Origin of the sequence: Agromyces sp. NBRC 114283 (genome assembly GCF_030268405.1) — a bacterium.
Lineage (GTDB): Bacteria > Actinomycetota > Actinomycetes > Actinomycetales > Microbacteriaceae > Agromyces > Agromyces mediolanus.
In genome coordinates, this window is sequence record NZ_BSQP01000001.1 from 1,439,828 (window position 1) to 1,463,014 (window position 23,187).

At 74.5% G+C, this 23,187-nt stretch carries 18 protein-coding genes and 1 pseudogene; 13 read left to right on the top strand and 6 right to left on the bottom strand.

Annotated elements, in window-relative coordinates; all coding sequences use genetic code 11:
* Positions 1 to 6: 6 nt before the first annotated feature.
* Both QSJ60_RS07035 and QSJ60_RS07040 read left to right on the top strand, forming a co-directional pair.
* The gene (locus QSJ60_RS07035) at positions 7 to 540 is read left to right on the top strand and encodes an NUDIX domain-containing protein (protein ID WP_285463126.1); all 534 of its coding nucleotides are present in this window, start codon (positions 7 to 9) and stop codon (positions 538 to 540) included.
* Positions 537 to 1,643, top strand: coding sequence for an FUSC family protein (locus tag QSJ60_RS07040; RefSeq protein WP_285463127.1), 1,107 nt, complete (start codon positions 537 to 539; stop codon positions 1,641 to 1,643). Before QSJ60_RS07035 ends, QSJ60_RS07040 begins: the two co-directional genes overlap by 4 nt.
* Positions 1,644 to 1,649: 6 nt before the next feature.
* Here QSJ60_RS07040 and QSJ60_RS07045 read toward each other — a convergent pair whose 3' ends face one another.
* Both QSJ60_RS07045 and QSJ60_RS07050 read right to left on the bottom strand, forming a co-directional pair.
* Positions 1,650 to 2,372: a VIT1/CCC1 transporter family protein gene (locus tag QSJ60_RS07045; RefSeq protein WP_285463128.1), complete on the bottom strand. Its 723-nt coding sequence runs from the start codon at positions 2,370 to 2,372 to the stop codon at positions 1,650 to 1,652.
* Positions 2,373 to 2,424: 52 nt separating this feature from the next.
* Positions 2,425 to 3,264 carry a DUF72 domain-containing protein gene (locus QSJ60_RS07050; protein ID WP_285463129.1) on the bottom strand — a complete coding sequence of 280 codons (840 nt, stop codon included), beginning with the start codon at positions 3,262 to 3,264 and terminating at the stop codon, positions 2,425 to 2,427.
* Positions 3,265 to 3,405: 141 nt separating this feature from the next.
* Here QSJ60_RS07050 and QSJ60_RS07055 point away from each other — a divergent pair, with 141 nt between their 5' ends.
* The 11 genes from QSJ60_RS07055 (at position 3,406) to ddaH (ending at position 15,463) form a co-directional block, all read left to right on the top strand.
* On the top strand, positions 3,406 to 4,287 hold the full coding sequence (locus QSJ60_RS07055) for an ABC transporter ATP-binding protein (RefSeq protein WP_285463130.1): 882 nt from the start codon (positions 3,406 to 3,408) through the stop codon (positions 4,285 to 4,287).
* On the top strand, positions 4,284 to 5,123 hold the full coding sequence (locus tag QSJ60_RS07060; RefSeq protein ID WP_285463131.1) for an ABC transporter permease: 840 nt from the start codon (positions 4,284 to 4,286) through the stop codon (positions 5,121 to 5,123). The genes QSJ60_RS07055 and QSJ60_RS07060 overlap by 4 nt, the downstream gene beginning before the upstream one ends.
* Positions 5,120 to 5,389 (top strand): helix-turn-helix transcriptional regulator, encoded by a 270-nt coding sequence (locus QSJ60_RS07065; RefSeq protein ID WP_189083772.1) that lies wholly within the window; start codon positions 5,120 to 5,122, stop codon positions 5,387 to 5,389. The genes QSJ60_RS07060 and QSJ60_RS07065 overlap by 4 nt, the downstream gene beginning before the upstream one ends.
* Positions 5,390 to 5,596: 207 nt before the next feature.
* The gene (gene sucC / locus QSJ60_RS07070) at positions 5,597 to 6,760 is read left to right on the top strand and encodes an ADP-forming succinate--CoA ligase subunit beta (RefSeq protein WP_230764835.1); all 1,164 of its coding nucleotides are present in this window, start codon (positions 5,597 to 5,599) and stop codon (positions 6,758 to 6,760) included.
* A 13-nt stretch (positions 6,761 to 6,773) separates the two neighbouring features.
* Entirely contained in the window at positions 6,774 to 7,676 is a 903-nt protein-coding gene (gene sucD, locus QSJ60_RS07075) for a succinate--CoA ligase subunit alpha (RefSeq protein WP_189083774.1), read from the top strand.
* 131 nt (positions 7,677 to 7,807) lie between these two features.
* Positions 7,808 to 9,280, top strand: a complete 1,473-nt coding sequence (locus tag QSJ60_RS07080; protein WP_285463132.1) for a hypothetical protein — start codon at positions 7,808 to 7,810, stop codon at positions 9,278 to 9,280.
* Positions 9,281 to 9,338: 58 nt separating this feature from the next.
* Positions 9,339 to 10,661 (top strand): cell division protein PerM, encoded by a 1,323-nt coding sequence (locus tag QSJ60_RS07085; protein ID WP_285463133.1) that lies wholly within the window; start codon positions 9,339 to 9,341, stop codon positions 10,659 to 10,661.
* 2 nt (positions 10,662 to 10,663) lie between these two features.
* Positions 10,664 to 11,257, top strand: a complete 594-nt coding sequence (gene purN / locus QSJ60_RS07090) for a phosphoribosylglycinamide formyltransferase (RefSeq protein ID WP_189083777.1) — start codon at positions 10,664 to 10,666, stop codon at positions 11,255 to 11,257.
* Positions 11,254 to 12,864, top strand: coding sequence for a bifunctional phosphoribosylaminoimidazolecarboxamide formyltransferase/IMP cyclohydrolase (gene purH, locus QSJ60_RS07095; protein ID WP_285463134.1), 1,611 nt, complete (start codon positions 11,254 to 11,256; stop codon positions 12,862 to 12,864). The genes purN and purH overlap by 4 nt, the downstream gene beginning before the upstream one ends.
* 124 nt (positions 12,865 to 12,988) lie before the next feature.
* A complete protein-coding gene (locus tag QSJ60_RS07100; protein ID WP_230764842.1) occupies positions 12,989 to 14,083 on the top strand; it encodes a Glu/Leu/Phe/Val dehydrogenase family protein in 1,095 nt (364 codons plus the stop codon).
* Between the two features lie 90 nt (positions 14,084 to 14,173).
* Positions 14,174 to 15,463: a dimethylargininase gene (gene ddaH, locus QSJ60_RS07105; RefSeq protein ID WP_285463135.1), complete on the top strand. Its 1,290-nt coding sequence runs from the start codon at positions 14,174 to 14,176 to the stop codon at positions 15,461 to 15,463.
* On the opposite strand, the gene QSJ60_RS07110 is transcribed toward ddaH, so the two are convergent.
* The 4 genes and pseudogenes from QSJ60_RS07110 to QSJ60_RS07125 all read right to left on the bottom strand — a co-directional run bounded on the left by QSJ60_RS07110 (position 15,435) and on the right by QSJ60_RS07125 (position 22,739).
* Positions 15,435 to 16,151 carry an ABC transporter ATP-binding protein gene (locus QSJ60_RS07110; RefSeq protein WP_285463136.1) on the bottom strand — a complete coding sequence of 239 codons (717 nt, stop codon included), beginning with the start codon at positions 16,149 to 16,151 and terminating at the stop codon, positions 15,435 to 15,437. The genes ddaH and QSJ60_RS07110 overlap by 29 nt on opposite strands.
* Positions 16,152 to 16,411: 260 nt before the next feature.
* Positions 16,412 to 17,323: pseudogene (locus QSJ60_RS07115) on the bottom strand (ABC transporter ATP-binding protein); the annotation flags it as partial.
* Positions 17,320 to 20,067, bottom strand: a complete 2,748-nt coding sequence (locus QSJ60_RS07120) for an FtsX-like permease family protein (RefSeq protein ID WP_285463137.1) — start codon at positions 20,065 to 20,067, stop codon at positions 17,320 to 17,322. The pseudogene QSJ60_RS07115 and the gene QSJ60_RS07120, both read right to left, overlap by 4 nt.
* A complete protein-coding gene (locus QSJ60_RS07125) occupies positions 20,064 to 22,739 on the bottom strand; it encodes an FtsX-like permease family protein (RefSeq protein WP_285463138.1) in 2,676 nt (891 codons plus the stop codon). Before QSJ60_RS07125 ends, QSJ60_RS07120 begins: the two co-directional genes overlap by 4 nt.
* Between the last annotated feature and the right edge of the window lie 448 nt (positions 22,740 to 23,187).

Consider the following 23,187-nt stretch of genomic DNA (forward strand, 5'->3'; position numbering starts at 1 on the left):
TGGCCCGTGCGCGCCAGCCGCGCCGTGTACGAGAACGCGTGGATCCGGGTGCGCGAAGACGAGGTGGTCCGGCCCGACGGCAGCGACGGCGTGTACGGCGTCGTCGAGCTGCGGCATCCCGCCGTCATCGTCATCGCGATGACCGACGACGACGAGGTGCTCCTCGTCGACCTCGACCGGCACACCGTCGGGCGCACGCTGGAACTCCCCGCCGGCGGCAGCGACGGGCAGCCGTTCCTCGACGCCGCGCGCCGCGAGCTCCTCGAGGAGACGGGCTACACCGCCTCGTTCTGGCGCGAGCTCTCGCCGATGTCCATGCTGAACGGTGTGACGGTCGCCGAAGTGCGCCCGTTCCTCGCGACCGGGCTCCAGCGCGCCGTCGACGGCGAGCTCTCGACCCAGCGCGAAGAGGGCATCGCCGAGGTGCAGGCCATCGCCTGGCCCGAGGTCCTGCGCATGATCGGCACGGGCGAGATCGACGACGGTGAGTCCGTCGCGGCCCTGTTCCGCGCGGCCCTGGAGCTCGGGCGCGTCTCGTGAACCGCGCGACCGCCGCGATGGGCGGCTGGTGGCGTTCGGCTCGGGAACTCGACCTCGAGGTCGCCTTCCGCGCCGCCGTCGCGGCCGCGGTCCCGCTCGCGATCCTGGTCGCGGTCGGCCGCATCGATTGGGCCGCCTACGCCGCGTTCGGCGGGATGACGGCGATCTTCGGCCGCAGCGAGCCGTACCGCACCCGGCTGCGCACCGTCACCACCGCGGCGGTCGTGCAGCTCGCGGCGACCGGACTCGGCATCCTGCTCTCCGTCGGCGGCGCCGGACCGCTCGGGCAGGCCGCCGTGCTCGCGCTCGTCGTCGCGGCCGTCATCGTCGCGTACAACATGCTCGGCGTGACGCCCTCGACGCCGCTGTTCGCGGTGTTCGGGCTGCTCGTCTGCGCGGCCCTCCCGGTCGACGACGGCACCGGGTGGCAGCGCTGGGGCGTCGCGGTCGCGGCGACCGTCTTCGCCTGGCTCCTGGCCATGTCCGGCTGGCTGCTGCGGCGGCTCGCCGGGCGTCGGGCGCAGCGGGTGTTCCGCCCGCTGCCGCGCACCACGCCGGTCCGCGGTCGCGGGCACACCGACCCCCGGCTCTGGCTGAACGTCGCGCAGAACGTCCTCGCGGCGCTCGTCGCCGGGGCGATCGCGCTGGCGCTCGGCACCGGGCATCCGTACTGGGCGGTCGTGAGCGCCGTGGCGGTGATTCCGCCGGCACGAGCCGCCCACACCGTCTCCCGTGCCGTGCACCGGGTGCTCGGCACGGTCGCGGGCGTCGCGGTCGCCGCGCTGCTGCTCTGGCCTGAGCCCTCCGTGTGGCTGCTCGTCGCGGCGGTCGCGATCTGCCAGTTCGGCGCGGAGGTGCTCGTGACCCGCCACTACGGCACCGCGCTCGTCTTCATCACGCCGATGGCGCTGACGGTCGCGCACCTCGCCTCGCCGGCGCCACTCATCGGACTGCTCGGCGACCGGGTGCTCGAGACCGTCATCGGGGCGGCGGTCGGCGTCGTCGCGGTGCTGGCCGCTCGGCGCTTCGTCGAGGCGGTGCCGATGCCGCCGCCGACGACGGCGACGCCCAGCGTCGCTCCGAAGGGCCCGGACCGGCCGTAGCGCCGGTTAGACCGCGCCGCCGATGAGCCAGCCGATCAGCCAGGTGACGGCGAGCGCGAGCGCGCCCCCGACGACCACCCGCACGATGGCGCGCCCCCGGGGCGAGCCGCCGATCCAGGCCGACAGCCAGCCCGTGACCGCGAGGGCGACGACGACCGCGGCGAACGTCGTGGCGATCCGCCACTCTGGCGGCGGCAGCAGGATCGCGAGCATCGGCAGCACCGCGCCGACGAGGAACGACAGGGCCGAGGCGCCCGCCGCGTGCCACGGGTTCACGACGTCGGCTTCGGCGATGTGGAGCTCGGCCTCGAGGTGCGCGGCGAGCGCGTCGTGCGCCGTGAGCTCGCGGGCCACCTGATCCGCCGTCTCGGCGCTCAGCCCCTTCGAGCGGTAGATGCCGGCGAGCTCGGCGAGCTCCTGCTCGGGCATGGCCCCCAGCTCCCAGCGCTCCTTCGCGATGAGCGCGTGCTCGGTGTCGCGCTGGCTCGAGACCGAGACGTACTCGCCGAGCCCCATCGAGATCGCGCCGGCGACGACGGACGCGACGCCCGCGACGAGGATGGGGCCGCTGTCGCTCGTGGCGGCGGCGACGCCGACGACGAGGGCGGCGACGGAGATGATGCCGTCGTTCGCGCCGAGCACGCCGGCGCGGAGCCAGTTCAGCCGCTCGTGCACTCGGGGGTCGTGCGGCTCGTCGCCGTGGAAGGGAACTGCTTCGCCGTCCGTCATGCCTGCAGTCTCGCAGCGCACGCGCGCCACCGCCAGGATGCCGAGGCTGTCCTCAGTCGCGCAAGCGGGCGATGAGCGCCATCGCGTCGACCGGGGCGCGCACCTTCGCGTCGTTGTCGAAGTAGAGGTACGCATCGCGGCCGGCATCGAGGTGAGCCGAGGCCCACGCGGCCCAGCGGTCGAGGGCCGCGTCGTCGTAGCCCGAGACATAGAGCTCCTCGTCGCCGTGCAGCCGCGCATAGGCGAAGTCGGCCGTCGTCCGGTCGATGCGGGGGTACCGTCCGGCGGTGTCCGCCACGACGCTCGCGACGCCGTGCCGGGCGAGCAGCCCGGCCCACTCCTCCTCCGCCTCGGCGAAGGACGGATGCCGCACCTCGACCGCGTGGCGGAGCGGGGCATCCTCCTCGACGGCGAACGCGCTGCGTCCCTCCATCCGCTCGTCGTGCGCCGCGGCGAGCCGCGCCGCGGCCCGCCGGGTGCTGGGCAGCCGCTCGAGGAACCCGGCGAGCAGCGCCTCGTCGTACGCGAGGGTCGGCGGCAGCTGCCAGAGGATCGGGCCGAGCTTCGCCCCGAGCTCGAGCACGCCGGAGGCGAAGAAGTTCGCGAGCGGGGCGTCGACGTCGCCGAGCCGTTTGACGTGGGTGATGAAGCGCGGGCCCTTCACCGCGAAGACGAAGCCGTCGGGCGTCGCGTCGCGCCAGCGATGCCAGCTCGCGGGGCGCTGCAGCGCGTAGAACGAGCCGTTGATCTCGATCGAGGTCATCCGCGCGGCGGCGTAGCCGAGCTCGTCGGCCTGCCGGAGGCCCTTCGGATAGAAGGTGCGCCGCCACGCCGGGTAGACCCAGCCGGAGATGCCGACTCGGGCCTGCGGGCGGGGTGCTGACTCGCTCATGGCGCCAGTCTTCCGAGGCCGCCGCGGTCGCGGAAGGGGGTGACGAGCGAGCGCCGCTCGGCTACCGGGGTGGCGCCGACGATCGAAACATGTAGCATAAGTGCTACATCTGATAGCGATTCAACGACGAGAGGATGCCCGATGGTCACCGCTCCCGTCGTCGAGGTGCAGGGGCTGCGCCTGCGCTACGGCGCACGCACCGTGCTCGACGGCATCGACTTCCGACTCGATCGCGGCGAGGTGGTCGCGCTCCTCGGGCCGAACGGCGCCGGCAAGACGACGACGATCGAGGTGCTCGAGGGCTTCCGGCGGCCCGACGCGGGAGCGGTCCGCGTGCTCGGCGAGTCGCCCGAGACCGCCGGCGACGCCTGGCGAGCCAGGATCGGGGTCGTGCTGCAGTCCTGGCGCGACCACGCCCGCTGGCGGGTCGGCCCGCTGCTCGAGCAGTTCGCGACGCTGTACGAACCGTTCGCGGCGAGCACCGGGCGCCGCCCGCACGACGTCGCGGAGCTCCTCGACCTCGTCGGGCTCGGCGGGCACCGCGGTGCGCTCGTCCGCTCCCTCTCGGGCGGTCAGCGCCGCCGCCTCGACGTCGCGATCGGCCTGGTCGGGCGACCCGAGCTGCTCTTCCTCGACGAGCCGACGACGGGCTTCGACCCCGTCGCCCGGCACGAGTTCCACGAGCTCGTCCACGCCCTCAGCGACTTCGACGACACGACCGTGCTGCTCACCACGCACGACCTCGCCGAAGCGGAGAAGATCGCGGGACGCATCCTGATCCTCGACCGCGGCGCCATCGTCGCCGACGGCAGCCCCGCCGAGCTCGCCCGCGCCGTGCCGAGCGCGAGCGAGATCAGCTGGCGCGAGGACGGTGTCCCGCAGGTGCACAGCGCCGCCGATCCCGAGGCCTTCGTGCGCGAGCTGCTCGCCCGCACCGACGTGGCCGTGACCGAGCTCGTGGTCCGCGCGCAGACCCTCGAAGAGACCTACCTCGCCATGATCGATACGGAGGACGCCCGATGATCGCCGCCGTCCGCGCCGGCCTCCGCCGGGGCCTGACCGAGTTCGGCATCTCGCTGCGCACCCCGTCCGACGTGGTGTTCATCCTGATCGGCCTCGTCGCCGTCGGCGTCACGCTCTGGCTGTACCGCGACGTGGAAGCGGCCCCCGGGGTGCCGCTCACCTGGTTCATCCTGCCCAGCATCCTCACGATCCAGCTCGTCTTCATCGCCGGCTACGGGCTCGCCACGGTCGTCGTCACCGAGCGCGAAGACGGCACCCTCCTCCGGGCCCGCACCCTGCCGCGCGGGCTGCCGGTCTACGCGAGCGGGGTCGTCACCAAGACGCTCGCCGAGCTCGTCTGCACCTTCGTGCCCACGCTCGTGATCGCCGCGATCCTGCTCGGCGGGCGCTTCGGGCTCGACGCCGTGGACCTCGCGATCGTGCTGGCCATGCTCGTGCTCGGTACGCTCGCGCTCACGCCCTTCGGCTTCGTCGTCGGCACCGTCTTCCGCAACCCGCGCTCGGTGAGCGGCTGGGGCTTCCTCGTCGTCGGCCTCCTCGCCTTCGTCTCGGGCCTGGTGCAGCCGCTCGCCTCACTGCCGGTCTGGGTGCAGCCGCTCGGGCTCGCACTGCCGCTCTACTGGATCGGCCACGCGCTGCGCGGGGCGTTCCTGCCCGGCGAGCTCGGCGCGTTCGAAGTGTTCGGCGACTGGCAGTTCGGCCTCGCGTTCCTCGTCGTCGGTTCCTGGGCCGTCGTCGGCCTCCTGCTCGCGCCGCGGCTGCTGCGCCGCGTCGCGCGCCGGGAGACCGCCTCGGGCATCGAGCTGCGGCGTCAGGCCGCACTGCAGCGGGCATGAGCGGCGCCGCAGGGGAGGGCGGGCGCAGCGACCTGGTGCACAACCGGGTCGCCATGCTGCGCGCCGAGCGACGGGTCACGAGACGGGAGCTCGCCGAGGCGATCGGCGTGCACTATCAGACTGTCGGCTACCTCGAACGGGGCGAGTTCAACCCGAGCCTGCACCTCGCCCTGCGCATCGCGCGCTTCTTCGAGGTGCCGCTCGAGTTCGTCTTCTCGCTCGAGGAGTTCCCCCGGATCGCGCCGGACGGGATGCCTCGCGGCTGACCCTGCCCGCGGGCCTCGCGTCGGGCCAGGCGGCGCTTCCTGCACCGCGTCGAGCGACGCCGGGCGACCCCGGTTCGGCGGCGTCGAACAAGGGGAGTAGCATGGCAGGCGGCCCGTGCCGATAGCTCGACATCGAGAGAGTTTCGGGGCCGGGTCCCTCACCCACCATCCCTGCGCGAACCAGCGCGGACCGATTGGAAGCAGAGCGTGGATCTTTACGAGTACCAGGCCAGAGACCTCTTCGAGCAGTACGGGGTGCCGGTGCTCCCCGGCATCGTGGCCGACACCCCCGAGGCGGTGCGTGCGGCGGCCGAGCAGCTCGGCGGCGTCGTCGTGGTCAAGGCCCAGGTGAAGACGGGCGGCCGAGGCAAGGCCGGCGGCGTCAAGGTCGCGAAGACCCCCGACGAGGCGTACGAGGCGGCGAAGGCCATCCTCGGGCTCGACATCAAGGGGCACGTCGTGAAGCGCGTCATGGTCGCCGGCGGCGCCCGCATCGCGCAGGAGTTCTACTTCTCCGTGCTGCTCGACCGCGCCAACCGCTCCTACCTGTCGCTCACGAGCGTCGAGGGCGGCATGGAGATCGAGCAGCTCGCCGTCGAGAAGCCCGAGGCGCTCGCGCGCATCGAGATCGACCCGATCGCCGGCATCTCGCTCGAGAAGGCCAAGGAGATCGCCGTGGCCGCGAACTTCCCGGCCGAGCTCGTCGACCGCGTCGCCGAGGTGTTCGTGAAGCTCTACGAGGTCTACGACAAGGAAGACGCGACCCTGGTCGAGGTCAACCCGCTCATCCTCGACGAGGACGGCAAGATCATCGCCCTCGACGGCAAGGTCAGCCTCGACGAGAACGCCGAGTTCCGTCACGCCGGCCACGCGCTGCTCGAGGACAAGGACGCCGCCGACCCGCTCGAGGCGAAGGCCAAGGCCCTCGACCTCAACTACGTCAAGCTCGACGGCGAGGTCGGCATCATCGGCAACGGCGCGGGCCTCGTCATGTCGACGCTCGACGTCGTCGCCTACGCCGGCGAGAACCACGGCTCGGTCAAGCCCGCGAACTTCCTCGACATCGGCGGCGGCGCCTCGGCCGAGGTCATGGCCAACGGCCTCTCGATCATCCTCGGCGACCCGCAGGTGAAGAGCGTCTTCGTGAACGTCTTCGGCGGCATCACCGCCTGCGACCAGGTCGCGAAGGGCATCGTCGGCGCGCTCGCCGAGCTCGGCTCGGCGGCGAACAAGCCGCTCGTCGTGCGTCTCGACGGCAACAACGTCGTCGAGGGCCGCCGCATCCTCGAGGAGGCGGCGCACCCGCTCGTGACCCTCGCCGAGAACATGGACCAGGGCGCCGACAAGGCCGCCGAGCTGGCGAACGCGTAAGGACAGCAGAACCATGACGATCTTCCTCAACAAGGACTCCAAGGTCATCGTCCAGGGCATCACCGGCGGCGAGGGCTCGAAGCACACCGCCCGCATGCTCGCGGCCGGCACCCAGGTGGTCGGCGGCGTGAACGCCCGCAAGGCCGGCACCACCGTGCTGCACCAGGACGCTTCGGGCGCCGACGTCGAGCTGCCCGTGTTCGGCACGGTCGCCGAGGCCATCGCCGCGACCGGCGCCGACGTCTCGATCGCCTTCGTCCCGCCGGCCTTCACGAAGGACGCCGTGATCGAGGCCATCGACGCCGAGATCCCGCTCCTCGTCATCATCACCGAGGGCGTGCCCGTGCAGGACTCGGCCGAGTTCTGGGCCTACGCCAAGGAGAAGGGCGGCTCGACCCGCATCATCGGGCCGAACTGCCCCGGCATCATCAGCCCCGGTGAGTCGCTCGTCGGCATCACCCCGGCGAACATCACCGGCAAGGGCCCGATCGGCCTCGTCTCGAAGTCGGGCACGCTCACGTACCAGATGATGTACGAGCTGCGCGACCTCGGCTTCTCGACCGCCATCGGCATCGGCGGCGACCCCGTCATCGGCACGACGCACATCGACGCGCTCGCCGCGTTCGAGGCCGACCCCGAGACGAAGGCGATCGTCATGATCGGCGAGATCGGCGGCGACGCCGAGGAGCGTGCGGCCGACTTCATCAAGGCGAACGTGACGAAGCCGGTCGTCGGCTACGTCGCGGGCTTCACCGCGCCCGAGGGCAAGACCATGGGCCACGCCGGCGCCATCGTCTCCGGCTCGGCCGGCACCGCCCAGGCGAAGAAGGAAGCCCTCGAGGCCGCGGGCGTCAAGGTCGGCAAGACCCCGAGCGAGACCGCCCGCCTCCTCCGCGAGGTGTACGCGGCGCTCTGATCGCCCGGAGCCCCCGGCTCCGCTCCGCACGAAGGCCCCGCCGGCATCGACCGGCGGGGCCTTCGTCGTGCGTGGATCCCACTCTGTCGCCCGCGCCGCTCCACCCGCTATCGTCGTGCCCAGGGGGGAACATGGCGAAGACGCAGGCGGACCTCGAGGCGCGCATCGCGCTGCTCGAGGCGGAGAACCGCGAGCTGCGCTCGCGCGAGTCGGCCCGCACCGCGGGCGGCGACGAGGCGGAGGCCTCGGCCGGCACCGGGGGGCGCCGGAAGCCCGGGCGCTGGCGCTCGGTGGTGTCCGGCATCCTCGTGGTGCTCGCCCTGCTGCTCACCCCGGTCGCGCTGCTCAGCTCCTGGGCACGGCTCGAGCTCGTCGACACCGACCGCTTCGTCGCGACCTTCGCCCCGCTCGCCGATGACCCGGATGTGCAGGCGTTCGTCGCCGACACGGTCACCGGGATCATCGAGGAGCAGGTCGACATCCCGGAGCTCACCTCCCAGGTGTTCGACGGCATCCGCTCGCTCGAGCTGCCGCCCCGCGCGGCCGACGCGCTCGGCCTCCTCGAGGGGCCAGCGGCCCAGGGGCTGCAGGCCCTGGTCGCGCAGACGGTGAGCCAGGTCGTCGCCTCCGACGCCTTCGCCGACACCTGGGCGACGGCGCTGCGAGTGAGCCACCGGCAGGCGATCGCCGCGATCCAGGGCGACCCGAACGCCGCCCTCGAGATCGGCCCGGGCGGGCAGCTGTCCGTGCAGCTCGGCCCGATCATCGAGACGGTGAAGCAGCAGCTCGTCGACCGCGGTGTCGGCTTCGCGAGCGCGATCCCGGTCGTGAACCAGAGCATCGCGATCGCCCAGGCCGACTCGCTCGTGCTCGTGCAGACCGTGTACGCGCTCGCCGTGGCGGTCGGCACCTGGCTGCCCTGGGTGGTGCTCGCGATGCTCGTGGGCGGCGTGCTGCTCGCCCGCAACCGGCCGAGGGTGTTCGTCTGGACCGCCGCGGGCTTCGCGCTCGTGATGGCGACCCTCGCCGCCGGGGTCGGCATCGGCCGCCTCTTCTTCGTCGGCACCGTCAGCCCGTCGATCATGCCGGCGGGCGCCGCGGGCGCACTGTACGAGCAGATCATCGAGCTCATCCGCTCCACGATCGTCGCCGGCCTCGTGCTCGGCATCCTCACCGCGGTCATCGCGTGGTGGGCGGGGCCGTTCCGGCCGGCCAGAGCGCTCCGCCGCTTCTCGAACGCGATGTTCTCGGCGATCCGGCGCGCCGCGGCGAAGTACGGCGTCACCACCGGCGCGTTCGGCACCGCCCTCGACCGCTTCCGCTCCGCGATCTACCTGGTGATCGCGCTCATCGCCGTGGTCGTCGTGCTGCTCGGCCGCCCGCTCACGACGGGCCTCGTGGTGACGACGGTGCTCCTCGCGCTCCTCGCCATCCTGCTCGTCGAGCTGCTGCGGCGGCCGGCCGAGGAACGGGAGCCGGCCGGGCTCGACGGCACCGGCGACGCCGCTGATCGGGCGCCGACGGCGGAGGGCGACGACCCGCTCGCCGAGGACGCGACGGCCGACGCCGCCGACGCGGTCGCGGCGGCACGCGCACGGGAGTGACGGAGCCCCGCCGTGGCGGGCGGGATCGGGGGATCGGTCCGCTAGGCTCGACCGGGTCATGAGACGCACCACGGTCGCCCTGCTCGCCGCGCTCGAGGCGCTCGTCTCGGCGCTCGTCGGCTACGGCATCGCCCTCGTGCCGCTCATGCTGCTCTGGGGCATGCACTTCCAGCTGGGCCTCGGCCTCGACGTCGTGTTCCGCGCCGCCGCCGACGTCTGGCTCCTCGGCCACGGGGTGGACCTCACGGTGCAGCTCGACGCGGTCACGGCCGCCCGCACCGGCGTGCCCGGCGCGGAGGCGGCCTTCCCGATCACGATCGCCCTGCTCGGCTTCGCCCTGCTCACCCTCCTCGTCGCCCGACGCATCGGCCGCCGGGCGGTCGCGGCCGGCGCGCCCGTGGCCGGGCTCGTGGCCGCCGTCGTCGTCTCGGGCGCCGTCGGGCTCGTCGCCACCCTCGCGGCCCGCCATCCGGCCGCGCACGCATCGCTGTGGCAGGGGGCGCTGCTGCCGGCGGCGATCACCGCCGCGGGCGTCCTGATCGGCCTGCTGAGCTCGGAGGAGCTGCGCGACCGGCTCCTCGACCGTCTGCCCGCCACGGTGCCCGACGAGTGGCTCGAGCTCGCCGGGCGGGCGTGGCGCGTCGGCGTCGGCTCGGCCTTCGCCGTGCTGACCGTCGCCGGGCTCGTCGTCGCGTGGGCGATCGTGTCGAGCTACGCGACGATCACCGGGCTGCACCAGGTCCTCGGCGCGGGCTTCGACGGCGGCGTCGCCATCTTCGTCGCCGAGCTCGCCCTCCTGCCGAACCTCGTGCTCTGGGGTGCGTCCTGGCTCCTCGGTCCCGGCTTCGCGATCGGGACCGGCACCCAGGTCACCCCGGCGGGCACGCTGCTCGGGCCCGTCCCGGGGCTGCCCATCGCCGGCGCGCTGCCGAGCGACGGCGCGCCGATGTCGGCGCTCTGGCTCCTCGTGCCCGTGCTCGCGGCCTTCGTGGGCGCGTACCTCGTCACCCGGCTCGCGCGGCAGGGTGCGGATGCCTCGGCGGCCCTCGGCGCCGTGCGCGATGCGAGCTCAGCAGAGGACGGCTGGCACCTCGAGCCCGACCCCGGGTCGGCATCGGCGCCGTGGTGGCATCCGCTCGTCGTCGGACTCGCGGCCGGCGTCCTCGCCGGACTCGTCCTCGGCCTCGGCGCCTGGTGGTCGGGCGGCGCGATCGGACCCGGCCGGCTCGCCGACACCGGCCCGAACGGCTGGGCCGTCGCCGGGGTGGCCGCGCTCACCGTGGCCGTCGGCGCCGTCGTCGGCGGCTTCACCGCGAGGGCCCGCACCGCTCGCCGAGCGTCACCGACCGAATCGGCCGCCGCCGAACCCGATACACTCTGAGCGTGCTGAAGCTCGTCGTGCTCATCTCCGGCGGCGGCTCGAACCTCCGCGCGCTGCTCGAAGCCTCCCGCGACGCCGAGTTCCCCGCCCGCGTCGTCGCCATCGGCGCCGACCGCGAGGCCGACGGGCTCGCGCTCGGCGAGGAGTTCGGCATCCCGACCTTCACCGTGCCGTACACGGCCTACGAGAGCCGCGACGCCTGGGGCGACGCCCTTATCGAGGAGGTGCGCCGCTGGGACGCCGAGCTCGTGGTGCTCTCCGGCCTCATGCGGCTCGTACCGCCCGCCGTCGTCCGCGCCTTCTCTCCGCAGCTCATCAACACCCATCCCGCCTACCTGCCGGAGTTCCCCGGCGCGCACGCCGTGCGCGACGCGATCGCGGCGGGCGTCAGCCAGACGGGCGCGAGCCTCATCGTCGTCGACGACTCCGTCGACGGCGGCCCGATCGTCGCCCAGGAGCGCGTGCCCGTGCTGCCCGGCGACACCGAGGCCAGCCTGCACGAGCGCATCAAACCCGTCGAACGCCGCCTCCTCATCGAGGCCGTGCTCGACATCGCCAACGCCCACCTCGATCTGAAGGACCTCGCGCGATCATGAGCGGCCCCGCCATCGACCCCAGCCTGTACCGCGAGCGGGACGTCGTGCCCGTGCGCCGCGCGCTCATCGCCGTGAGCGACAAGCGCCGGCTCGCCGAACTCGCCTCGGCCCTCGTCGACGCGGGCGTCGAGATCGTCTCGACCGGCGGCACCGCGAAGGCGATCGCCGAGGCCGGCCTCCCCGTCACGCAGATCGCCGAGGTGACGGGCTACCCCGAGCATCTCGACGGGCGCGTGCGCACCCTGCACCCCGCCGTGCACTCGGGCCTGCTCGCCGATCTGCGGCTCGAGCACCACGAGCGCGAGCTCGAGGGCCTCGGCATCGCGCCGTACGAGCTCGTCGTCGTGAACCTGTACCCCTTCGTCGAGACCGTCGCGTCCGGGGCGGAGCCCGCCGCCGTCGTCGAGCAGATCGACATCGGCGGCCCCGCGATGGTGCGCGCCTCCGCCAAGAACCACGCGAACGTCGCCGTCGTCGTCTCACCCGACCGCTACGACGACGTCATCGCCGCGGTCGCGGCCGGCGGCACCACGCTCGCGCAGCGCCAGGAGCTCGCCCGCGAGGCGTTCCGGCACACCGCCAGCTACGACGTCGCGGTCGCGAGCTGGATCGGCAGCGCGGTCGCGCCGGACCAGGATGCCTCGGTGTCGCCGTTCCCCGCCTGGGTGGGCGGCACCTGGCAGAAGCAGGCCGACCTCCGCTACGGCGAGAACAGCCACCAGCGCGCCGCGATCTTCGCGACGGACGGCGGCCGCCCCGGCATCGCCCAGGCCGTGCAGCTGCACGGCAAGGAGATGAGCTACAACAACTACGTCGACGCCGACGCGGCCGTGCGCGCCGCGTTCGACTTCGACGAGCCCGCGGTCGCGATCATCAAGCACGCGAACCCCTGCGGCATCGCCGTCGCCGCCCCCGACGCCGCGGACCCGATCGCCGACGCGCACCGCCGCGCCCACGAGTGTGACCCCGTCTCCGCGTTCGGCGGCGTCATCGCCGCGAACCGCACCGTCACCCGCGAGATGGCCGAGACCGTCTCGGGCATCTTCACCGAGGTGCTCGTCGCGCCGGCCTTCGAGGCCGAGGCGGTCGAACTGCTCAGCCAGAAGAAGAACCTCCGCCTGCTCACCCTGCCCGAGGGCTTCGCGCCCACCGCGGTCGAGCTGAAGCAGGTCTCCGGCGGCATGCTGCTGCAAGAGGCCGACCGCAGCTTCGCGCCGGTCGCCGGGTGGACGCTCGTCTCCGGCGAGCCGGCCGACGAGGCGACCCTCGCCGACCTCGCCTTCGCCTGGACCGCGAGCCGGGCCGTGAAGTCGAACGCCATCCTGCTCGCCTCGGGCGGCGCCTCGGTGGGCGTCGGCATGGGGCAGGTCAACCGGGTCGACTCCTGCCGGCTCGCCGTCGAGCGGGCGGGGGAGCGCGCGGCCGGTTCGGTCGCGGCATCCGACGCCTTCTTCCCCTTCGCCGACGGCCTGCAGATCCTGCTCGACGCCGGCGTGAAGGCCGTCGTGCAGCCCGGCGGATCGGTGCGCGACGAGGAGGTCGTCGAGGCGGCGAAGGCCGCCGGCGTCACCATGTACTTCACCGGGGAGCGGCACTTCTTCCACTGACCCCTCGCCGGCTCCGCCCCGGATCCGGGGCGCTCCGCCGGGCGGTACGCTGGGAGCGACGGGCGCTCACGAGGCGCTCGCACCAGCATGCCCACGAGGCGTCAGAGTCGAGGAGAACCGATCGATGTCGATCACCCCTGCACCGGCCGCACCCGCGACCGAGGTCCACGTCCAGTTGCCCCAGGCGGCCCCCGAACATGAACGGGTGCTCATCACCCGCGGGGCGCGATCCGGGCTCACCATCATCGTCGCCGTGCACTCCACGGTGCTCGGCCAGGCGCTCGGCGGGGCCCGCCTCTGGCGCTACGAGCACTGGACCGACGCGCTCGGCGACGCGCTTCGGCTCTCCCAGGCGATGACGATGAAGAACGCCGCGGCGGGACTCGCGCGCGGCGGCGGCAAGTCGGTCGTCGCGATCCCGGCCGGGGTCGAACTCGACGAGGCCGGCCGACGCGACGCCATGCTCGACCTCGGCGACGCGGTCGAGGCGCTCGGCGGTGCGTACATGACCGCCGAGGACGTCGGCACGAGCGCGGAGCTCATGGCCGTCGTCCACGAGCGCACCGAGCACGTCTGCGGCCTGCCCGCCGAGGCCGGCGGCGTCGGCGAGCCCGCCGACGCGACCGCCGCGGGCGTCTTCGCCGGCATGCTCGCGACGCTCGAGCACGTCTTCGGCTCCGCCGATCCCGCCGGCCGCCACTTCGTCGTGGCCGGGCTCGGCCAGGTCGGCGGACGGCTCGCCCGCATGCTCGCCGCCCGCGGCGCCCGGCTCACCGTCACCGACGTGTTCGAGGGCAAGCGGGCGCTCGCCGAGGAGCTCGGCGCCGCCTGGGTCCCGGCCGCCGAGGCGCACCTCGTCGAGGCCGACGTATTCGTGCCGTGCGGGCTCGGCGGCGTGCTCACCGGCCAGGTCGTCTCCGAGCTGCGGGTGCGCGCCGTCGTCGGCGCGGCGAACAACCAGCTCGCGGCGCGCGGCGTCGCCGATCGGCTCCGCGAGCGCGGCATCGCCTGGGCACCCGATTTCGTCGTGAACGCCGGCGGCGTCGTCTACCTCGACCTGGCGTCCACCCCGGGCGTCACGGCCGCCGAGCTCGACGAGCGCATCGCGGGCATCGGCGACACGATCGGCGCGATCCTGCGCGAAGCGGATGCCTCGGGCACGACCACCCTCGAGGCCGCCGAGCGGCTCGCCCTCGCCCGGCTGCACGCCGCCGGCTGATCGGGTGACGGACGGCACGAAGGAACGGCCGGGAGCGCGGGCGGCAGCGGTGACGCGCCGCCCGCGGCCCGGCCGCTAGGCTCGGTGACCATGACGTCCCCCGCGCCCGCCGATCCCGCCGCCGAATCGAGCGGCGACCCCGCCGAGCCCGCCGCGAGACCCGCGCCGGCCCGCCGCACCGGCGGCGGCCGGCAGGTGCTCGCCGTGCTCGGCTCGGCCGCGGCTGTCGGCGCGCTCGGCTTCCTGGGCGCGCTGCTCGCCTTCTTCATCGGCAACGGGCACACCCCCGAGGTGTTCGTGCAGCTCACGGGGCACTTCGCGCTCGCCGGGTTCTTCGCCGCCGCCCTGCTCGCGATCTCGAACGCCGCCGGCGCCCTGCGCACCTGGTTCCTCGCCCTCATCTCGGGCTTCGCCGCGGCGGTGCTCGCCGCGATCCTCGCCACCACGGTGACCGTGCTAGCCACGGGGCGCGGCATCTCCGGCGAACTGTTCCTCTTCGTCGTCGGCTCGCTCGTCAGCCTGAACCTCGTCTTCGTGCTCCTCGTGACGTTCGGGGAGCTCTGGCTCGCCCCCTTCGTCGCCCGGGCCATCCAGTCGTACCAGCCCGAACGGACGCCCCGGCGCATCGCCCTCGTGCGCATCCCCGCCTCGAACCTCGCCGACGGCGAGCTCACCCACCTCGAGCGACTGCCCGTCGACCAGGCCAAGGCCGACGAGCAGTGGGACAACTACTGCGCCACGCTCGTCGCCGAGGGCTGGGAGACCGTCGAGATCGACGCGGCGCCCGAACTCGCCGACTCGGTCTTCGTCGAGGACACGGTCGTGCTCTTCGAGGACCTGGCCGTCATCACGAGTCCGGGCGCGGCCTCGCGGCGCGGGGAGATCGAGGGGGTCGAGCGCAGCGTCCGCGACCTGCCCGGGCTCGAGTTCGCCCGCATCGAGGCGCCGGGCACCCTCGAGGGCGGCGACGTCCTGAAGGTCGGCCGCACGGTGTACGTCGGGGCCTCCAGCCGCACGAACGCGGAGGGGATCCGCCAGCTCCGCGCTCTGCTCGAGGGCCGCGGCTACACCGTCGTCGCCGTCCCCGTGACGCGCGCGCTCCACCTGAAGAGCGCGGTCACGGCGCTCCCGGACGGCACGGTCATCGGGCACCCCGAGCTCGTCGACGCGCCGAGCCTGTTCCCGCGCTTCCTGCCGGTGCCGGAGCGCGAGGGCGTCGCCGTCGTGCTCGTCTCGGACGACACGCTGCTGATGTCGGCGGCCGCACCTCGCACCGCCGAGCTGCTGTCGGGGCTCGGCTACCGCGTGCTCACGGTCGACATCAGCGAGTTCGAGAAGCTCGAGGGCTGCGTCACGTGCCTGTCGGTCCGGGTGCGCTGAGCCCCGGCGCCGGGCGGGTCGACCCGACGCCGTCGTGCAGCTCCAGCAGCTGATCCGCCCGCTTCACGAGCGAGGGATCGTGCGTGGTCACGACCGCGGCGACGCCGTGCTCGTGGACGAGCTCGCCGATGAGGTCCATGACCTGCGCGGCGGTGCCGCTGTCGAGCTGCCCGGTCGGCTCGTCCGCGAGCAGCAGCTGCGGGCGGGCGACGAGGGCCCGGGCGATGCCCACCCGCTGCTGCTGACCGCCGGAGAGCTCGTACGGCCGCTGAGCCGCGTGCTCGGCGAGCCCGACGAGCCGGAGCGCCTCGGCGACGCGCTCCTCGCGTTCGGCGGGGTCGATCCGCTGCAGCCGGAGCGGGACCGAGACGTTCTCGGCGGCCGAGAGCACCGGGATGAGCCCGAACGACTGGAAGATGTAGCCGAGGCGGTCGCGCCGCACCTCCGCGAGGGCGGACTCGTCGAGGGCGGAGAGCTCGAGCTCGCCGAGGTGCACGCGGCCGGCATCGGGGCGGTCGAGGCCGCCCAGGAGGTTGAGCAGCGTCGTCTTGCCGGCGCCCGAGGGGCCGGTTACGACGAGGAGCTCGCCCGGCCGGACCTCGAGCGAGACCTCGCGGACGGCGTGCACCTCGCCGGCCCGAGCTGAGAAGGTGCGGGTGATCGATTCGGCGCGCAGCGCGGCGGTCATGCGGCTCCTCCGTTCGGGGCCGGGCGCTCGCCCGGGGCGGGGTCGGCGGGCTCGCCGTGCGCGGGCTGTTCGGCGAGGTCCGGCGCGGCGTGCCGGCCGCGGCGGCGCGGAGCCCCATCGGCGGATGCCTCGACCCCGGACGGCTCTGAGCCGGATGCCTCGGCCCCGGGCGCCTCGGCCCCGGATGCCTCGGTCCCGGGCGCCTCGGCCCCGGGCGCCTCGGCCCGGGATGCCGAGGGCGTCCCCGGGCTCTGGGCGGGCGCGGCCTCGCGCGGTCGCGGCGGCGGGGCGCCGTCATGGCCGGGCCAGACGCCCACGTGGTCGGGCTCGAGCGCGAGCCGCACGCGCTCCTGCAGTTCGAGCGAGGCGACGAAGTCGTGCGGGAGCTGCAACCGTCCGACCCGGTCGAGCACCGCGAACTCCTCGGCCACTGCCTGCTCGGCGCCGTGCTCGTCGAGCCGGGTCGAACGCAGCACCTCGGTGGACGTGCGGCCGTCGCGGATCTGCACGGTGCGCCGGACGTGCTCGGACACGGTCGGGTCGTGCGTGACGATGAGCGTCGTCACGCCGAGCTCCTCGTTGACCCGTCGCATCGCCTCGAGCACCGACGCGCTCGTCGCCTCGTCGAGCTCGCCGGTCGGTTCGTCGGCGAGCAGCACCCGGGGCGCATTCGCGAGGGCCACGGCGATGGCCACCCGCTGCTGCTGACCGCCGGAGAGTTCGCCCGGACGACGGTCGGCGAACTCCGCGACCTCGAGGAGCTCGAGGAGCTCGGCGATGCGCGCAGTGCGCGCGCCGCCCTTCGCGGTGCCCGCGACGTTGATCGCGAGCGCCAGGTTCTCGGCGGCGGTGAGATACGGCAGCAGGTTCCGCGAGGTCTGCTGCCAGATGAAGCCGACCGTGCGGCGCTGGTACTGGACGCGCTCGCGTCCGCCCATCGTCAGCAGGTCGTGGCCCGCGACCCTGGCGACGCCGGCGGTGGCGGTGTCGAGCCCGGAGAGGATCGTGAGCAGGGTGGACTTGCCCGAGCCCGACGCCCCGACCACGGCGACCATCTCGCCGGCCTCGACCCGGAGGTTCAGGCCCTGCAGCGCCTGCACCTCGACGCCGTCGGCGCTGAAGATGCGCACGAGATCGACGCAGAGGATGTGCGGTTCGGCGACGTCGGTCATGATTCCTCCTCCTTGCGGAGCGCTCTGGCGGCATCCACCCGGCCCCCGATGCTCGCCGCGACCCAGGCGCCGATCGCGGAGACCGCGATCGCACCGGCGAGCACCCCGCCGACGAGCAACGGGTCGATCGAGATCGGCGGTTGGACGATGGCGCCCGTGAACGCCGCGATGTTGATGGCCGGCAGCACGACCGCCGGCAGCAGCAGCCCGAGCGCGGCGCCGGCGACGACCGCGGCGACGACGACCGGGCCGATCTCCCACGCGACGAGGGCGCGTTCCTCGCGGCGGCGGAGGCCGAGGGTGGACAGCAGTGGCAGGAGCCGCTCGCGGGCGGGCCGGCCGACGACGAGGGTGAGCACGATCGCGAGCGCCGTCGCGAGGCTCGTCAGCACGATGGCGATCGCGAGCGCGACCATGAGGCCCCGCGCGGCCGGACTCGCCGCAAGCGCCGTGGCCAGCGAGTCCGGGGTGTCGGCGGTCGCGCCGTCGCCGGCGATCTCGACCGCGGCGTCCGCGACCGCCCGGGCGGAGGCGTCGGGTGCCACCCGGATGAGCACGGTGCGCGGCACGAGGGTGTCGGTGAACGGCCGCGCCTTCGACCGGTCGACGAGCAGCCAGTCGCGTCGCGGGGTGAACGCCGTCTCGGCGGTGACGCCCTCGACGACGTCGATCTCCTGCCCGTCGAGCCGGACCCGGTCGCTGCCGGCGAGCCGTTCGGCGAGCGCCCCGGAGGCCAGCACCGCCACCGGGCGGTCGGCGGCGTCGCCCGCCCCGAGCTCGGCCGGCAACGGCACGACGCCGCTTCGCCCCTCCTGCACGGCCGTCATCTCGGCGACGTCCACCACGACGACCGTCGTCGGTCGGCGCTGACCGTCGACCTCGAGCGGCGCGGAATCGGTCGAGTACACGGGCGCGATGGCCTCGACCCCGTCGATCGCGCGGAGCTCGTCGAGCTGCGCGGTCGTCAGCGGCCCGGAGTGCAGCTGCACGTCGGCACCGACCTGCACGGCGGCGGATGCCTCGATGCCGCCCCGCACGGTGCCGAGCAGCACCGCGGAGAACACGGCGACGGCCACGCCCACCACGACCGCGAGCACGGGGACGAGGCCGGCGGACGGGTCGCGCAGGGCGCGTGCCGCACCGAGGAAGGCGACGAGCGATCGACGTCGCTCGAGCACGGTCACCAGGCGTCGCAGCGGAAACGGGTAGAGGCGGAGCACGACGACGCAGACGACGAGGGCGAGCAGCAGGGGCACCGCCGCGAGCAGCGGGTCGACGCTCGCCGAGCCCGCCGGGTCGGTGCCCGCGAGGCCCCGACGGAACAGCAGCACGACGGCGGTCGCGGCGACGAGGACGACGGCGAGCTCGGCGATCCAGCGTCCCCGGGCGGGAACCCCGCCGAGGTCGACCCTGGCGCGCCGCAACGGGCTCAGCTGCCCGGCCGAGGCGGCGAGCAGCACCCCCGGCGCGAGCGCGAAGGCTGCGGCGAGCCACCATCCACCGGTGCCCGCGTCGGAGCTCACGGCGAAGGTGCCGGCGACGCCCCCGGCGAGGAGCGCGGGCAGGCCGATGATCGCGCCCTCCGCGCCGAGCACGGCGCGCAGCTGCCCCGTGGAGCCGCCGCGCGCGGCGGCGAGCTCGAGGCCGGTGCGGCGGCGCTCGAACACCACGAGCGCGCCGAGCACGAGCACGGCGACCGTGACGCCGATCGGGCCGGAGGCGACGGTGGCGAGCACGGCGTCGACCGCGACCGCTTCGCTGCGCGCCTGGATCAGCACGTCGCGCAGGCCGCTGCGGAAGGTGATGCTCTCCGCGGTGCGGAAGGACAGGGTCTCGGCACTCTGGTCGAGCGGCTCCATGCGGGACTCGACCTCGCCGAGCTGGTCGATGAGGGTAGACATCTGCTCCGCGCGGACCTCGCCGGGCTCGAGCGGGAACCACACCTGGAACTGGATCGGGAGCGAGACGGACTGGACCGTCTCCCACGAGCTCGGATCGAGCATCCCGACGCCGGTGATGATGGGCGGGCTGAGGCCGACCTGCTCCCGGTTCGCGCGGAGCGCCGTCGGCACGTGGCTCCAGAACGGATCGGCGGGATCCACCGCCGTGTAGGTGCCGGTCACGATCGCCGGCACCTGACCGGTCGGGAAGTCGAGCGTCCGCGTCTCGCCGACCGCCCACTCCAGGCGTTCGGCGACCGGGACGGAGAGCACGATCTCGATCGGCTCCGCGCCGGGCACCGCGCCGTCGAACGGGGCCGGCCAGTCGCCCTCGCTGAGTTCGGCGTGCTTGCGCAGTCGTGGGTCGAAGCCGGGCTGGATGCGGAAGACGGTGCTGCCGACCCCCTGCTCCGCGGTGCTCGCGATCACCGGGTCGCCGACCACGACGGCGCTCGGCGGGCCGAGGACCGCACGGAGCTCGTCGGGCAGCCGCTCCCGGATCTGCTCCGCTTGCTCGGCCTGCGAGCCCCAGACGGCGGAGACGTCCTCGGGCAGGGCGGACTCGCCCGGCCCGACCGGCGGGCGGTCCCTCGTCGACGCGGTCAGGTCGAGCTCCCGCGGCTCGACGGCCGCCATCGACTGCTGGAGCGACTCCGTGTGCAGCGCGGTGATCGCGCGGGGCAGGGCGACCGCGGCGAAGGCGGCAACCGCGACGAGGACCGCCAGCAGGATCGAGGCGGTGGGGGAGGCCTGGAACTGCCGGCCGACGAGGCCCGCGGAGGACAGCCGGGAATGCCTGCTCATCGCACCTCCTCCCGCCCGGGGCGGCCGGCGGCGACCGTGACCGCACGCGCCGCGACCAGCGCGACGGCGGCGGTCGCCAGCGCGAACGCGCCGAGCGCCGCGAGCAGCGGCCACCAGTCGAGCACGATGGCCGGGGCGAGCGCCGCCGGCGCGCCTGGCACGGCGGCGCGCGCGAGCTCGGCCGCGGTCGCCCACGCGGCGACGGCGCCGATCGCCGCGCCGAGGACGATCGCGGTGCCGACGGCCGCCGCGAGCTCGGCGAAGCGCGCCCGCCCCTGCATCACGGCGGGCGCCCCGAGGGCGCGGAGCACGAGCACCTCGCCCCGCCGGGCCGAGCCGAGCGCGGCGGCGAGGGCGATGATCGCCGCGAGGGCGGCGGCGAGAGCACCGATCGCGCCGAGCCAGAGCGCGGTGATCGCGGGGGCGACGAGGCTCGCCGTCGACGTGGCGTCCCGGGCGAGCGCCACGGCGCCACCTGGGCGCTCCCGGTCGAACGCGGCGACGACGGCATTCGGTTCGGCCGCGCCGATCCACAGCTCGTCCGCGCTCGGCGTGCGTGCGCCGGCCTCGGTCACGGCAGCGTCGAGCTCGGCTCGGTCGGCGAGCACGCCGATCTCCCCGGCACCGGGAACGGCCTGGACGACGGCGGCGACGCGCGCGTCGATCGTGCCGTCGGCGCTGCCGAGCCGGAGCGAGATGCGATCGCCGGGGCCCGCACTCGTGCCGGCGGAGAGCCGCTCGTCGATCGCGACGGGGAGGAGCGAGGCATCCGCCGCCTCGATCGCCCCGATCGCGTCCTGCACGTCGTCGGGAAGCCCGGGGGCCACCTGCGGCAGAAGATCGAGCCCGGTGGCGACCAGCGTCGCGGTCTCGGGGCCGACACGGATCTCGCGCCGCACGACCGGCTCGACGATCACCTCTGGCAGTGCCGCGGCGGCCTCGGCCGCGGCGGCCGGGTCCGCGGCGCCGACGACCCGGACCTCGCCGCCCGTGGCGAGTGCGGCGGCGTCGGCGTCGAAGCGCTGCCAGCTGCCGGCGACGGCCGCGGTCAGCACGATCCCGGCGACGCCGAGCATCGCGGTGAACGAGGCCGCGGCGAACATGGGCGCCCGCCGGGCGAGCTGACGCAGGGGGAGCGAGGGGACGAGTCCAGGCCGCGCCGAGGCGATGCGCTCGAGCAGCCGGGAGACGAACGGCGTGCAGGCGAGGGCCCCGAGCGCGAGGGCGAGCAGCACCAGCACGGGCGCGAGCACCGCGAGCGGGTCGACCGCCGTGCCGCCGTCGGCGGTCCGCACGAGCGGCGAGCCGTAGAGGCGGAACTGCCAGAGCGACACCGCCGCAGCGACCGCGACGAGGATCGTGCCGCCCAGTGCGGCGGCACGGGTGCCGCGGCCGCTTTCGTCGCCGGTGGAGCGGGTGACCGGCCGCCTCGCCTCGCCCCACGCGCTCGCCGCGAGCAGGACGACGGCGACGAGCACCGAGGCGACGGCGACCGCGGCGGCGATCGCGAGCGAGCGCGGCTCGCCGGGGCGGAGCAGGAGCAGGGCGAGTTCGCCGGCCGCTGCGCCGAGGACCGCGGCGGGCGCGCCGACCGCGGCCGCCTCGCCCGCCTGCCAGCCGACGAGCTGCCGGGTCGCGGCGCCGCGGGCGCGCAGGAGCACGGTCTCGCCGCGTCGGGCGCCCGCGAGCAGCGTGCCGAGCCGTCCGAGCGCGGCGATCCCGGCGGCGGCGAGGAGCAGCAGCGGCAGCGGGGTGATGGCGCGCACGGCGTCGAGCCCCGCCGTGGCCCCGTCGATCGTGGCTGGCAGGCCGCCGAGCCGGCTGAGCCCGTCCTCGCCGATGCCCGGCTGCGCGGCGAGGGCCGGCGTCGTGCGAGCGAGGTCGCCGGTGAGCTCGCGAGCCGTGTCGGGCGTGAGCGCGTCGATGATCGGGGTCGCCGTCCAGCGCACCCGGACCGCGACCGGCAGCCCGTCGAGCGCGGGCTCGTCGACGAGGAAGGGGCCCGCGGCTCCGTCGGCCGAACCGGTGGCGACGAGTGGCTCGCCGAACCAGGCGGGTGCTCTGGCATCGTCGGGCAGCCAAGTGCCGACGATCTGCAGGCGACGGTCGACGAGCTCGACCGTGTCGCCGATCGCGAGACCGAGCGTGTCCGCCGCGCCCTGGTGGACCGCGGTCGGGATGACGGCGGATGCCTCGTCGGCGCTCGCCGCCTCGGGCCAGCCCCCCTCGACGAGTCGCGCCCGTTCCGCGATCGCCGGGTCGGCGAGGAGCACGAGCCCCGTCTCGGGCGAGTCGTCGGTGCCGTCGGGCTCGCTGCCGGCGGCCGTGTCGATGCCGTCGGCCGCGTCGATGTCAGCGGCCACGGGCACCGGCGAGCTCTCGGCCGAACGCTCCCACTCGATCGTCGCGGCGGGGAGGGTGCGGTCGAGCACCGCCGCGCCGGCCTCGGCCTGCGCCTCGGGATCGGTCGAGCGGCGGATCTCCCAGCGCACGGCCCCCTCGGCTCCGGCGGCGGCGGCCACACGATCCCGGAGCCCGGTGACGGCGGCCCCGGCGGTCTGATCGATGATGGCGGTGCCGACGCCGGCGAGCACGAGGACGACGGCGGCGACGCCGGCGAGCACGCCCGAACGCGCGCGGGCACGAGCCAGTGCCAGCCGGGCCGATGCCACGCGCGGAGCCTCCTCGATGCAGGGTTCGGGTCGCCGCGGCGATCGGTGCAGCGGTGCGCCGGCGTCGAATTCGGACAGCTTACCCCGCACCGGGGACTTGCATACCACTCCGATCTCTGAATAGTCTGTAAGGCTGTCGCACCACGAGTTCGACAGGCTATGGATCACGAGACGATGACGCAGGAGGACCCGATGTCAACAGCCCACACTTCCGCCCGTTCGGTCGCGGTCGCTGGCGCTGGCATCCGCGCCCCGCGCCGTCCCGCTGCCACGCCGGAGCACTAGCTCCGACCCGTCGCGCCGGACTCGGTCCGGCCGAAGCGCCGCTCCAGCGGCCACCATTCCCGGGCGCCCCCGGATCGCGAGATCTCCGCTGAGCCTCGCCCTCCGGCGCTCCGCCCCCGCCCCCAGGCATCGGTTCCGCTCCGGATCCGACTCCGCTTCGCCT